The sequence below is a fragment of the Bacillus cereus group sp. BfR-BA-01383 genome, assembly GCF_022663495.1.
Lineage (GTDB): Bacteria > Bacillota > Bacilli > Bacillales > Bacillaceae_G > Bacillus_A > Bacillus_A cereus_AU.
On sequence record NZ_JAKUFP010000009.1, the window covers coordinates 44,965 to 59,329 of the forward strand.

Below are 14,365 nucleotides of genomic sequence, written 5' to 3' on the forward strand. Positions count from 1 at the left end.
CAGTTTAACTGGCTTTTACTTATTGCTGCTCTTGCTTGTTTTCTTCTTTAGCAGCTTCTTTTTCTTGCTCTTCTTTTAGCAATACTTTTCTAGATAGATTTACGCGACCTTGCTTGTCAATCTCGATAACTTTAACTGTAATTACATCACCGATTTTCACAACGTCTTCTACTTTACCTACACGTTCAAGTGCAAGTTCAGAAATGTGAACTAATCCATCTTTCCCACTGAATAATTCAACGAAAGCACCGAATTTCTCGACACGTTTTACTTTTCCTTCGTAGATTTCATCTACTTGTACTTCGCGAACGATATCTTCGATAATTTTCTTAGCTTTGTCATTCATTTCTTGATTTATTGATGAAATAAATACCGTACCATCTTGCTCGATATCAATTTTAACACCAGTTTCTTCAATAATTTTATTAATTTGTTTACCGCTTGGTCCAATAACGTCACGGATTTTATCTGGGTTAATTGTCATTGTAATAATCTTTGGAGCGTAAGCTGATAATTCAGTACGTGGCTCTGCAATAACAGATAACATATGATTTAGAATGTGCACACGTCCAATTTTCGCTTGTTGTAATGCCTCTTCTAAAATTTCACGAGATAGACCATCGATTTTAATGTCCATTTGCAGTGCAGTTACACCTTTTGCTGTACCTGCTACTTTAAAGTCCATATCACCTAAATGATCTTCCATACCTTGAATATCAGATAAAATTGTGTAATGCTCACCAGATTTAACTAGACCCATTGCAATACCTGCAACTGGAGCTTTAAGTGGAACACCAGCATCCATCATCGCTAAAGTACTACCACAAATACTTGCTTGTGAAGTAGAACCATTTGATTCTAACACTTCAGATACAAGACGTACTGTATATGGGAAATCTTTTTCAGATGGAATTACAGGCTCAAGAGCACGTTCTCCTAGTGCACCGTGACCAATTTCACGACGACCTGGTCCACGCATCGGTCTTGTTTCACCAACACTAAATGATGGGAAATTATAATGATGCATGAAGCGTTTTGATTCTTCTACACCAAGACCATCTAAAATTTGCACATCGCCTAATGCGCCTAATGTACAAATACTTAATGCTTGTGTTTGTCCACGTGTGAATAAACCAGAACCGTGTGTACGCGATAAAATACCAACCTCTGATGCTAAAGGACGAATTTCGTCACCTTTACGACCATCTGGGCGGATTTTTTCAACTGTAATAAGACGACGTACTTCTTCTTTTACAATTTTATATAAAATTTCACTTACTTGTCCTAATGTATCAGAGTCAACTTCCTGAGCTTCGTAATGCTCAATTACACGTTTTTTCACTTCATTAATTGCATCTTCACGTGCATGTTTTTCGTGCACTTGAATTGCAGAATGCATATCCTTCTCAGCCATTTCACGTACAGCTTGATTAAGATCAGCATCTACTTCATAAAGTTTCACTGCTGTTTTCTCTTTACCAACAGCTTGTACAATCTCTTCTTGGAATGCGATTAGACGTTTAATTTCGTCATGACCAAACATAATTGCCTCTAACATTGTTTCTTCAGGCACTTGATCTGCTCCTGCTTCAACCATGTTAATTGCATCTTTCGTACCAGCTACAACAAGGTGAATATCACTTTGTTCTTGCTGTTCTACTGTTGGATTAATAACGAACTCGCCATTAATACGACCTACTGTCGCACCTGCGATTGGACCTTCAAATGGAATATCTGAAATAGATAATGCTAATGAAGAACCAAGCATAGCTGCCATCTCAGAAGAACAATCTTGATCAACACTCATTACGATGCTGACAACTTGTACTTCATTACGGAAACCATCTGCGAAAAGCGGACGGATTGGGCGGTCAATTAAACGGCTTGCTAAAATTGCTTTTTCACTTGGACGGCCTTCACGCTTAATAAAACCGCCTGGGATTTTTCCAACTGCATATAAACGCTCTTCATAGTTTACTGTAAGTGGGAAGAAATCTACATTTTTTGGCTCTTTTGATGCAGTTGCTGTAGATAGAACTGCTGTGTCGCCATATCTTACTAATACTGCTCCGTTTGCTTGTTTTGCAAGCTGACTTGTTTCAATTGTTAGCTGACGACCAGCTAAATCTATCGAGAAGACTTGCTTTTCCTGACTCATTTAAGTACCCCTCTCAATTTAAAATATTCAATTCTTCTATGTAAATGGATAGTATATCACAATATTCTTTCCTCTAGTATTGCCGAAAATTAAGTAAGCTATAAAGAGTAGAAAATATATTTTTACCTAACAAAAAAGCGGGAATATTCCCGCTTCTTTGACTATCGACGTAAGCCAAGCTTTGTGATTAATTCACGGTAACGTGTGATATCGCTATTACGAAGGTAAGTAAGTAAGTTACGACGTTTACCAACCATCTTTAATAGACCACGACGTGAATGATGATCCTTCTTGTGAGTACGTAAGTGCTCGTTTAGAGTGTTAATTTGCTCCGTTAGGACAGCAATTTGAACCTCTGGAGAACCAGTATCAGTCTCATGAGTTCTAAATTGTGCAATGATTTCATTTTTACGCTCTTGTGTTAAAGCCATCCTATTTCACCTCCTAATAATTAAACCCCCAGTTACCTAGCAAGCGTCGGTGAGTCGCAATGCCAAGCAATGGTTGTCATAAAGTACATAACATAGAATACTACTTTTCATTTGAAAAAGCAAGTATATTCTTTGCGCTTGAAAAATATTCTTGGGCAGTTTTTTTATCTTGCGCGATTTGTGCAACTAGCTCATCAATACCATTAAACTTTTTTTCTTCTCTTATGCGCATATGCCACTCCACCGTGATACTTTGATCATATATATCTTTATTAAATTCAAATAGATGTACTTCAATAGATAATTGGCGCTCGTTCTCTTTAAAAGTTGGTTTATATCCAATATTACATACGCCATCGTGCCATTCATCGTGAACTTTTAATCTCACTGCATATACACCTACTGGCGGAAGTAGATATTCATCACTTAACCCTACATTTGCAGTTGGAAAACCAATTTGGCGCCCACGCTTATCACCGTGCACAACTGTTCCTTCTACCGTATAAGCTCTCCCTAAAATAGATGGGATCTGCTCCATTTCACCATTTCGAATTAATTTTCGTAATGAAGTAGAACTTACTTTTTCTTCTTGATATTCAACTTTTTCGATCACGGTCTGTGTAAACTCCCCTCTTGCATGAAATGGTAAAGTCTCCATCTTCCCTTTTCCTAAACGTCCATATGAATAATCAAACCCTGCTACTACATGCTTTACGTTTAAATCAATAATATAATCATCTACAAATTGTTGTGGCAATAATCCTGCAAATGATTCATCAAATTTAATAACATATAATATATCGATTCCTAAGCTCTCGACTATTTTTTCTTTATCACGCATTGGTGTAATATACTCCACGTGCGCTTCCTTTTTCCCTAAAATAACAGATGGATGAGGATGAAATGTCATAACTGCACTTTTATATCCCCGTTCATCCGCTATTTGTTTCGCAGTTCGAATCACACATTGATGTCCTAAGTGAATGCCATCAAAAAACCCTAATGCCATTACAGTGGGTGGTAATTCTAATTTATTTTGTTCATGTGGATGAGTTAAATGAATAAGTTTCACGCTTGAATTCACCTTTTTCTGTAATAATCCTTCCAATAATTCATTATAGCTTTAGTTCTTGATTATTCACAAGTACTTTCATTGGCTTTAGCATACCAGGGTGTTTTGGGTGATGCTCATAAATTGCTAAGCAGCGATTATTATTATCAAATACTGTAATAAATGGGGCTGTTATTTCTAATTCATTCTTTAAGAACATACCATTTTTTATTTTCTCTGCTTGCTTTTCATCTACGACCATTTTTGGAAACTTACTTAACGCTTCATCAATTGAAATGAAGATAGACTCTACTGTTCCATTTTGCACGTTTTCTTCAATTTCTTCAAATGATATGCAATCTTCTAATAAAAATTCACCCGATGCTGTTCTTACAAGGTGAGACATATGTGATGGAAAACCAAGTTTTTCCCCAATCATTACTGCTAGTGTTCTTACATATGTCCCTTTACTACACGTTACGCGGAAACGGAATGAAATATTTTCTCCCTCAAATACTTCTCTATCGTCTAATAAAACAAATTCATGAATTGTTATTGTGCGTACAGGTCGCTCAACTTCTTGTCCAGCTCTCGCATATTCATATAATTTTTTTCCGTTAACCTTTACAGCTGAGAACATAGGTGGCATTTGTTCGATCGTACCTGTTAATTCCGCAAGAACTCGCTCTACTTCCTTACGAGTAATAACACGGTCAACATTTTTTGTTTCAACAACTTCACCAGAAGCATCTTCAGTTGTTGTTGAAAACCCTAATGTCACTTCACCTTCATATGTTTTCGTCTCACTCGTTAGAAATTGTGCAATCTTCGTTGCTCTACCAACACAAATCGGTAATACGCCCGTTACATCTGGATCTAATGTTCCCGTATGACCAATTCTCTTTTCTCGCAATATCTTTCTTAATTTAAATACACAATCATGCGACGTCATGCCTTTTGGCTTATGTAATAATACTACACCTTCCATATATGTTCACCTCATCAGAATTCTTTCATAGTAAATATCCAAAATTTATTTTGCATTGAAAAAATGGATAGACAAATGTCTATCCATTATTCTTCACGTTTACCGTCTTTATTAATTTCATGTAAAAGTGTATCAATTCGATGACCATATCCGATAGACTCATCAAATTCAAAGGAAATTTCCGGTGTTTTACGCAGACGAATACGTTGGCCAATTTCTGAACGAATGAAGCCTTTTGCCTTCGCTAAACCTTTTAATGTACTTTCTTTCTGTTCTTCATCACCTAAAACAGAAATATACACTGTAGCAATTTGTAAATCTCCACTCACTTGTACATCTGTTACTGTAACAAATCCGATACGTGGGTCTTTAATTTTACGACTGATGATGTCGCCTAATTCTTTTTTCATTTGCTCGCCTACACGGTTTGCACGTAATTTCATAACTCTTCACCTCATTCAATACCATTCCAATTGTGTTATCGTACGTTCAATTTCAGGAAATGAATCGATGTACTCAAGTACACGATTCATTTCTTTTTCACAGATAACACGATTTGAGGATACGGAAACAATCGCAATTTCTGTACGTTGCCATACATCTTGATGCCCTACTTCTGAAACAGCTACGTTATAACGCTGCTTCACACGAGTTAGCACTCGTTGCAAAATTGCCCGTTTCTCTTTTAAAGAATGTACATCGTAAATCATACACTCGAATGAGAGTGAAGCGACAATCATCGCTTCACTTCTTCCATAACGTATGCTTCAATGATGTCCCCTTCTTTAAGGTCATTATATCTCTCAATTGTAATACCACACTCATAGTTTTGTGCAACTTCTTTTACGTCGTCTTTGAAACGTTTTAACGTATCAAGTTGTCCTTCGAAAATTACTACACCATCGCGGATAATACGAACGCCACTATCACGTGTAATTTTACCGTCTATTACGTAACAACCTGCGATTGTTCCCACTTTTGTTACCTTGAATGTTTGACGAACTTCCGCTTGACCGATTACTTTTTCTTCGAATTCTGGATCAAGCATACCTTGCATTGCTGATTCAATTTCTTCGATTACTTTATAGATAATGCGGTGTAAACGAACATCAACGTTCTCTAATTCAGCTGTACGCTTCGCGTTCACATCTGGACGTACGTTAAATCCAATTACAATTGCATTAGATGCAGAAGCTAAAATAATATCAGATTCTGTAATCGCACCTACACCAGTGTGAATGATTTTAACTTTTACGCCTTCAACATCAATTTTACGAAGTGATGCTGCCATCGCTTCAACAGAACCTTGTACATCTGCTTTTACGATTAAGTTGATTTCTTTTACATCGCCCTCTTGGATTTGTTGGAATAAATCTTCAAGGCTTAATTTAGATTTCTCACCACGTTGTGCAACTAACGCTTCTTGTGCACGTGATTCACCGATTTGACGAGCTTTCTTCTCATCAGCGAATGCCATGAAACGATCTCCAGCCTGTGGTACTTCATTTAAACCTGTAATTTCAACAGGAGTTGATGGACCAGCAACTTTTACTCGACGACCAATATCACTTACCATTGCACGAACACGTCCGAATGAAGTTCCAACAACGATTGGATCTCCAACTCGAAGCGTACCGTTTTGAACAAGTAATGTCGCGATAGTTCCTTTACCTTTATCAAGCTGTGCTTCAATTACAGTACCCGTTGCATAACGATTTGGATTTGCTTTATATTCTTCTACTTCACTTACAAGTAGAATCATTTCTAGCAAGTTGTCAATTCCTTCGCCTTGAATTGCAGAAATTGGTACGAAAATCGTGTCTCCGCCCCAAGCTTCTGGAACTAATTCATATTCTGTTAATTCTTGCATTACACGATCAGGATTCGCCGCTGGTTTATCCATTTTATTCACAGCAACAATAATTGGTACTCCAGCTGCTTTCGCATGGCTAATCGCTTCAACTGTTTGTGGCATAACACCGTCATCAGCTGCAACAACAAGGATTGTAATATCAGTTACTTGCGCACCACGAGCACGCATTGTTGTAAATGCCGCGTGACCAGGAGTATCTAAGAATGTAATTTTCTTATCATTTACTTCAACTTGGTATGCACCGATATGCTGAGTAATTCCACCCGCTTCGCCAGCAGTTACTTTTGAGTTACGAATAGAGTCAAGTAATGTTGTTTTACCATGGTCAACGTGTCCCATAATTGTAACAACAGCTGGACGCTCTCTTAAGTTTTCTTCATCATCTTGCTCATCGATGAATGTTTCAAACTCAGTTTCACTTACAACTACTTCTTCTTCTACTTCAATACCGTAATCAGTAGCAATTAACTCAATTGTATCTTTATCTAAATCTTGGTTAATTGTTGCCATAATTCCTAGCATGAAGAGCTTCTTAATAATTTCAGATGGCTCTTTGCTTAATTTTTTAGCAAGTTCACCTACTGTAAGGCTTCCAGCGAAAGTAATTTTATCTGGTGTTTCTACTATTTGCGTTTGTTGTCTTCCAGCAAAGTTATCTTGACGTTTGTCTTCAGTTCCTTTGCCTTTTTTCTTCTTCTTATTGCTGTTCTTTTTACTGCGAACAACTTTCTCTTCTACTTCAAACTCATCTGCAACAGAAGGTTTTTCCGCTCCAGTGTTATATTCATTATCTAATTTGTTTACTACTTCATCTTCTAACATTGTCATATGATTCGAAACCTCGATATTCATCTCTTTTAGTTTTGTCATAAGATCTTTACTTGAGATATTATTTTTTTTTGCATATTCATGTACTCGAATTTTACTCATACCTTCACCCCCGGTAATTTGTATCGAGCATGCTACGTAGCTTTTTCGCAAAGCCTTCATCTAACACAGCTACAACGACTCGCTCGTCTCTCCCAATCGCATGCCCTAATTGTTGTCGATTTTCGACTTTTTTCATTGGTACGTTGTAGTACGTCGTTTTATCAGTGATACGTTTTGTAGTGTTCGCTGACGCATCTTCAGAAAGCAATACGAGCTTCGCTTTACCACTTCGTACTTCTTTTAAAACGAGTTCTTCACCCGAAATGAGTTTTCGAGCGCGATTTGCTAGTCCTAAAAACGATTTCCAATCGGACACTTAATTCGACTCCTTCTCAACAAGCTCAAGAAGCTCTTCGTACAGAGAACTGTCGATTTTCGCTTTTAGATGATGTTCCAAAATGTTTTTCTTTTGGGCTTGAATTATGCATTCTTTATCTTTTGACAAATATGCACCTCGTCCTGATTTTTTTCCAGATAAATCAATAGACACTTCGCCCTCTTTGGAACGAACAATGCGAACGAGCTCTCGTTTTGATTTCATCTCTTGCGTCGCAATACATTTTCGTAACGGAACTTTTCGATTGCTCATACTCATCACCTCTATTCGATTTCGTCTTCAACTGAATCGAATCCGAATGCGATTACGCTATCTTCTTCTGTCACAATACCAAGTTGTTTCGCATCAGACTCACTTTTAATATCAATTTTCCAGCCTGTTAATTTAGCTGCAAGACGCGCATTTTGTCCACGCTTACCAATTGCTAATGACAGCTGGTGGTCTGGAACAACAACAGTTGTTGCTTTTTCTTCTTCATCTACAAGTACTTTAACAACTTGTGATGGGCTTAAAGCATTTGCAACATATTCAACTGGGTCATTTGACCAGCGAACGATGTCAATTTTTTCACCTTTTAGCTCATCTACAACGCGTTGTACACGTTGTCCTTTCGGTCCTACGCAAGAACCAACTGGATCAACATCGATGTTTTCTGCATGCACAGAGATTTTAGAACGATCTCCTGCTTCGCGCGCTACAGAGCGAATTTCTACCGTTCCATCATAAATTTCTGGAACTTCCATTTCGAATAGACGTTTTAAAAGACCAGGATGTGTACGTGATACGTAAATTTGTGGTCCTTTTGTTGTCTTTTCTACTTTTGTAATAAATACGCGAATACGATCATGTGGTTTATATTGCTCATTTGGCATTTGCTCACTTACAGGTAATAAAGCTTCTACTTTTCCTAAGCTTACGTAGATGAAACGAGCATCTTGGCGTTGTACAATACCAACCATAATGTCTTCTTCACGATCACTAAATTCTGAATAAATAACACCACGTTCCGCTTCACGAACTCGTTGTGTTACAACTTGTTTTGCAGTTTGCGCTGCAATACGACCAAAATCTTTTGGCGTTACTTCAATTTCTAGTACGTCGCCATCTTGGTAGTTTGGATTAATTTGTCTTGCCTCTTCTACAGAGATTTCAAGACGTGGATCAAACACATTATCAACAACGTCCTTACGTGCTAAAACTTGAATTGTTCCCACTTGTGGGTTAAAGCTCACACGAACGTTTTGTGCTTGGTTAAAATTGCGTTTATAAGCAGAGATTAATGCTGCTTCAATCGCATCAATAATAATATCTTTACTAATACCTTTTTCTGACTCTAATACGAGCAAAGCATCTAACAACTCAGTGCTCATGAAGATCCCCCTTCTTACTAAAACGTAACAGCAAGTCGCGCATTTGCAACTTTATCCATTGGAATTTGGATTTCTTTTTTACGTGTTTTAATTGTTAATAGTAGTGTAATTGTAGTACCGTCGTAGGAAAGTAACTTTCCTTCAAACATCTTTTCGCCATCAATCGGCTCATATGTTTTAATTGCCACTTGTTTTCCTACCGCTTGCTGGAAGTCTTTCTCTTTCTTTAATGGGCGTTCTGCTCCAGGAGATGATACATCCAAAAAGTAAAGGTGAGGAATTGGATCCTCTTTATCTAAAGCTTCGCTTAAACGTTCACTTACCGCACCGCATTCTTCAATGTCGACTCCCTTTTCAGAATCGATGAATACGCGTAAGAACCAGTCTTGTCCTTCTTTCACATACTCTACATCTACAAGTTCAAGATTTAACTCTTCAACGATCGGCTGCGCAAATGCTTCTACAACTTCTGTGACTTTCTTATCCATAAACAGCCTCCTTCCTGCCGCCATGTACCATTTACAAGAAAAGATCCCGTTCATAAAGACGGTCTATCTTATTCTTTCTCGTTAGCTAACAAAAGCCCCTGCCGTTAAGCAGGGAATATCTGTCTTAGTATTACCAAATTTAAGAAGTAAAACTTGTAACAAAATATGTATATACGACAGAAATGTCTTTACTATCTACACGAATAAAATGTAGATAGTAACACGAAAGAGTGGGTTTCCCCACTCTCTTTTTCACAAAATATACATGACATGGTTATCTCGGTTTATAGTATACCATAGCAAATATTGATTTGCAAAGACTTTTCCTACCTATTAGAACAGCGATAATTGGTTTTGATCCGGTAAGTCTCCTAAACAACCTTGGCTATCTAAATACTCAATAATTGTTTTTGAAACCTTACTTCGCTGCTGTAAGTCTTCTTTTGATAAGAAATCTCCATTTTTGCGCGCTTCCACAATACTTAATGCTGCGTTTGTACCAAGACCAGGCACTGCATTAAATGGAGGAATTAAAGTATCCCCATCAATAATAAACTCAGTTGCATGCGAGCGGTATAAATCAACCTTTTGGAATGAGTATCCACGCTCACACATTTCAAGTGTCATTTCTAGTACCGTTAATAAACTCTTCTCTTTCGGCGCTGCATCCAATCCTTTTTGTGCAATTTCATCAATTTTTACACGTATAGATGCTGAACCTTTTGCCATCGCCTCTACATCAAAATCATCTGCACGAACTGTAAAATATGCCGCGTAGAATAAAAGTGCAAAGTGTACTTTAAAGTATGCAATACGAACAGCCATAAGTACATAAGCAGCCGCATGGGCTTTAGGGAACATGTACTTAATCTTTTTACATGAATCAATATACCAACCTGGTACATTGTTATTTTTCATGTCCTCTTCCCATTCTTCGGGTACGCCTTTACCCTTACGCACCGACTCCATAATTTTGAAAGCTAATGATGGATCTAAACCTTGATAAATTAAATATACCATGATGTCATCACGACAACCGATAACTTCACTTAGCGTACATGTACCGTTATAAATTAACTCGTTTGCATTACCGAGCCATACGTCAGTACCATGCGATAGTCCAGAGATTTGGACTAGCTCTGAGAATGTTGTTGGCTTTGTCTCTTCTAACATCTGTCTTACGAATTTCGTCCCAAACTCTGGTATACCAAGTGTACCTGTTTTACAATTAATTTGCTCTTCGGTTACTCCTAATGATTCCGGGCCAGAGAAAATTTTCATTACTTCTGGATCATCCGTTGGGATTGTTTTCGGATCAATACCACTTAAATCTTGTAACATACGAATAACGGTCGGATCATCGTGTCCTAGTATATCAAGTTTCAATAAGTTATCATGAATCGAGTGGAAGTCAAAGTGCGTTGTTCTCCACTCAGCCCCAATTGAATCCGCTGGAAACTGTATTGGTGAAAAATCAAAGATGTCCATGTAATCAGGAACAACGATAATACCGCCTGGATGCTGTCCAGTTGTACGCTTTACTCCTGTACATCCTGAAACTAAACGATCAATCTCTGCATTTCGAATCGTTAAATTATGATCATTTGCATAACCTTTTACATACCCATAAGCAGTTTTTTCTGCAACCGTACCAATCGTTCCAGCACGATATACATAATCTTCACCAAACAATACTTTCGTATAGTTATGGGCACGTGGTTGGTATTCCCCAGAGAAGTTCAAATCGATGTCGGGCACCTTATCTCCTTTAAATCCAAGGAATGTTTCGAACGGAATATCATGTCCATCTTTTACATATGACACATTACAAGTTGGACATTCTTTATCTGGCAAGTCAAAACCAGAACCAACCGAACCGTCATTAAAGAATTCTGATTGCTTACACTTTGGACATACATAATGTGGTGGTAATGGGTTTACTTCTGTAATTTCCATCATCGTTGCAACAAATGATGACCCTACCGATCCACGCGAACCTACTAGATAGCCGTCGACTAACGATTTTTTCACAAGCTTATGCGAAATTAAATAAATAACGGCGAATCCATGTCCAATAATACTTTTCAATTCTTTTTCCAAACGAGCTTCTACAATTTCTGGTAGTTCTTCACCATAAATGCTACGCGCCATTTTATAACTCATATCACGCGTTTCATCATCGGCACCTTCAATCTTCGGTGTGTATAAATCATCTTTTACTGGATGAACATCACCAATTAACGATGCAATCTTTTGTGTATTCGTTACAACAATTTCTTTCGCTGTGTCTTCACCTAAGAATGAAAAACACTCTAACATTTCATCTGTTGTACGGAAATGTACAGGCGGTAATGAATGACGATTTAATGGATTTGCTCCACCCTGCGAACTTACTAAAATTTTACGATACATTGCATCCTCTGGGTCTAAATAATGCACGTTCCCTGTAGCAACAACTGGTTTGTCTAACGTCTCACCTAGCTTTACTAAGTTAGAAATAATTGTTTTTAATTGTCCCTCATCTCTAACAAGTTCACGTTCTACTAAATGACGTAACACCTCTGGAGGCATAACCTCAATATAATCATAAAACTGTGCAATTTCTTCTACTTCTTCAGGTGCTTTTTGCATCATCGCTTCAAACACTTCACCTTTATCACAAGCCGTTCCAACTATAATACCTTCACGATATTTTTTTAATAGTGATCGTGGCACACGTGGTACACGGTAAAAGTAATTAAGATGAGAATATGAAACAAGTTTATATAAATTCTTCAATCCAACGTCTGATGTAGCAAGTAATGTCATATGACTTGGGCGCCCTCGTTTATATGCATCCCCTTGTCCCATACTATCGTTTAATTGATCGTGATATTCAAATCCCTTTTCAATCACATCTTTTAACATTTTCACAAGTAAATATCCCGTTGCTTCTGTATCATAAATCGCACGGTGATGTTGTGTTAATTCAATATCGAGCTTTTTACACATCGTATTTAATCGATGATTTTTCATTTCTGGGAATAAGAACCGTGCAAGTTCTAACGTATCAATAACTGGGTTTTTCGTTTTTTCTAGCCCTGCCTTTTTAAAGCCTACGTTAATGAATCCCATATCAAAGCTTGCGTTATGAGCAACAAGAGTATGGTCACCCATCCATTCCTCAAACTTTTTAAATACTTCGTCCACTTCTGGTGCATCAGTTAACATATCATCTGTAATCCCTGTCAATTCAATAATTGTCGCAGATAATGGTTGATGGGGATTTGCGAAAGATTCAAAGCGATCGATGATTTCGCCACCTTTTACTTTTACAGCCGCTAACTCAATCACTGTATCATATACAGCCGATAAACCTGTCGTCTCAACGTCGAAAACAACATACGTTTCATCTGCAAGTAGACGATGTGCTTCGTTATATGCTATCGGTACACCATCATTAACTAAATTTGCCTCTACACCGTATATAACTTTAACCCCAGCCTTCTTACCCGCAGAGTATGCTTCTGGGAAAGACTGAGCAACGGCGTGATCTGTAACTGCAATTGCCTCATGCCCCCATTTCCCTGCTTGAGCAACAAGCTTAGAAACAGGAGTAACAGCATCCATTTGGCTCATCGGTGTGTGAAGGTGCAGCTCTACACGTTTTTCGCCTTCTGGCGCTTTATCTTTACGAGACGGTCCTGTTATTTCATTTATATCATTTGCAATCATTACTAAATCTCGAACGAATGTATCATTTTGAACAGAACCACGTGCTTTCACCCACATTCCTTTTTTCAAGGATTGCAGCATCGGAATATCTTCTTTGTCACGTGAGAACATTTTTATCATAATAGAATCCGTATAATCTGTTATTTTTAAAGTTAATAACGTACGTCCACTACGAAGCTCTTTTGTTTCTACATGGAAGACATACCCTTGAACTGTTTTTCTTCTTTCTTCATCTTGAATTTCTCGCATCGGTGTAATCTCTTCATCTGGCTTAATAAGATACCCAAGTACAACCGGTCCTTCATGTACAACGCTGCTTTCTTCAGCTTGCTTCTTCGCCATTTCTTCCATAGCTTGTATTACACGTTCGCGGTCTTCTTGCTGAGTTTGCTCACGAAACTTTTGCATTTCTTCTGTATTTTGCTTTATATGTGTATCTAACTGAAAACGCGGAAATCCAAAAGCTTCATATTGATCACCTACTGGTTTCGCAACGTTTTTCTTTAATGCAGTAGATTCCAGATCATTATTCACATTTATTAGCAACTTCACGCCATTCACCTGCGGAAGTTGTTTTTTTAAGTACGCAAACATAGGTGAAAATGTAATTCGTTCCGTACAAAGCGGCCAATACGCCCTCACTTCTTCTTCTGTAAACTGTTTATTCTCTGCTTCTAATGCAAATGTTGTTCTTGCAATATGAGAAAATGATTGCTTAAGCTTTGTTTCTAGCAATTCATATAATTCTGTCGGCAAAATACGTGGCACTTGTAAATCAAAATGCCAACTTTTATTCGCTTTATCAATAACTAGCCTTTCAATACCACCACCATGTAAATATTGATTTATAAGGTCTTCTGGTATTTGCAACTGTTGGAGCAAGATTTGAAATCGCTCTTGTTGTTCATTTGTTAATGACATAAGCACTCTCCTTCCATTTGCTATTATAAATTGAAACGTACTACAAAGAAAGATTTCTCCTTTCTTCTTTTATAAAATACGTTTACAAAGAAAGAGAAGGTACC

12 protein-coding genes are annotated in these 14,365 nt (G+C 37.7%); all 12 read right to left on the minus strand.

Annotated features, from left to right (window positions below):
- Window positions 1-19: 19 nt before the first annotated feature.
- The 12 genes from pnp to MR065_RS11375 all read right to left on the minus strand — a co-directional run bounded on the left by pnp (window position 20) and on the right by MR065_RS11375 (window position 14,261).
- Window positions 20-2,158, minus strand: a complete 2,139-nt coding sequence (pnp, locus tag MR065_RS11320; RefSeq protein ID WP_242213713.1) for a polyribonucleotide nucleotidyltransferase — start codon at window positions 2,156-2,158, stop codon at window positions 20-22.
- Window positions 2,159-2,319: 161 nt separating this feature from the next.
- Window positions 2,320-2,589 (minus strand): 30S ribosomal protein S15, encoded by a 270-nt coding sequence (gene rpsO, locus MR065_RS11325; protein WP_001229392.1) that lies wholly within the window; start codon window positions 2,587-2,589, stop codon window positions 2,320-2,322.
- 100 nt (window positions 2,590-2,689) lie between these two features.
- Window positions 2,690-3,661, minus strand: coding sequence for a bifunctional riboflavin kinase/FAD synthetase (ribF, locus tag MR065_RS11330; protein ID WP_242213719.1), 972 nt, complete (start codon window positions 3,659-3,661; stop codon window positions 2,690-2,692).
- Between the two features lie 43 nt (window positions 3,662-3,704).
- Window positions 3,705-4,628, minus strand: a complete 924-nt coding sequence (truB, locus tag MR065_RS11335) for a tRNA pseudouridine(55) synthase TruB (RefSeq protein ID WP_242213720.1) — start codon at window positions 4,626-4,628, stop codon at window positions 3,705-3,707.
- Between the two features lie 86 nt (window positions 4,629-4,714).
- Window positions 4,715-5,071, minus strand: coding sequence for a 30S ribosome-binding factor RbfA (gene rbfA, locus MR065_RS11340; protein WP_000776438.1), 357 nt, complete (start codon window positions 5,069-5,071; stop codon window positions 4,715-4,717).
- A 15-nt stretch (window positions 5,072-5,086) separates the two neighbouring features.
- A complete protein-coding gene (locus MR065_RS11345) occupies window positions 5,087-5,368 on the minus strand; it encodes a DUF503 domain-containing protein (RefSeq protein WP_000634349.1) in 282 nt (93 codons plus the stop codon).
- The gene (gene infB, locus MR065_RS11350; protein ID WP_242213722.1) at window positions 5,365-7,431 is read right to left on the minus strand and encodes a translation initiation factor IF-2; all 2,067 of its coding nucleotides are present in this window, start codon (window positions 7,429-7,431) and stop codon (window positions 5,365-5,367) included. The genes MR065_RS11345 and infB overlap by 4 nt, the downstream gene beginning before the upstream one ends.
- A 4-nt stretch (window positions 7,432-7,435) precedes the next feature.
- Window positions 7,436-7,747, minus strand: a complete 312-nt coding sequence (locus tag MR065_RS11355) for a YlxQ family RNA-binding protein (protein WP_001286527.1) — start codon at window positions 7,745-7,747, stop codon at window positions 7,436-7,438.
- Window positions 7,748-8,020 (minus strand): RNase P modulator RnpM, encoded by a 273-nt coding sequence (gene rnpM / locus MR065_RS11360; RefSeq protein WP_000071124.1) that lies wholly within the window; start codon window positions 8,018-8,020, stop codon window positions 7,748-7,750.
- A gap of 11 nt (window positions 8,021-8,031) precedes the next feature.
- Window positions 8,032-9,138 carry a transcription termination factor NusA gene (gene nusA / locus MR065_RS11365; RefSeq protein ID WP_098267842.1) on the minus strand — a complete coding sequence of 369 codons (1,107 nt, stop codon included), beginning with the start codon at window positions 9,136-9,138 and terminating at the stop codon, window positions 8,032-8,034.
- 17 nt (window positions 9,139-9,155) lie between these two features.
- On the minus strand, window positions 9,156-9,626 hold the full coding sequence (gene rimP, locus MR065_RS11370) for a ribosome maturation factor RimP (RefSeq protein WP_000359095.1): 471 nt from the start codon (window positions 9,624-9,626) through the stop codon (window positions 9,156-9,158).
- Window positions 9,627-9,959: 333 nt separating this feature from the next.
- Window positions 9,960-14,261, minus strand: coding sequence for a PolC-type DNA polymerase III (locus MR065_RS11375; protein ID WP_242213724.1), 4,302 nt, complete (start codon window positions 14,259-14,261; stop codon window positions 9,960-9,962).
- Window positions 14,262-14,365 lie beyond the last annotated feature (104 nt).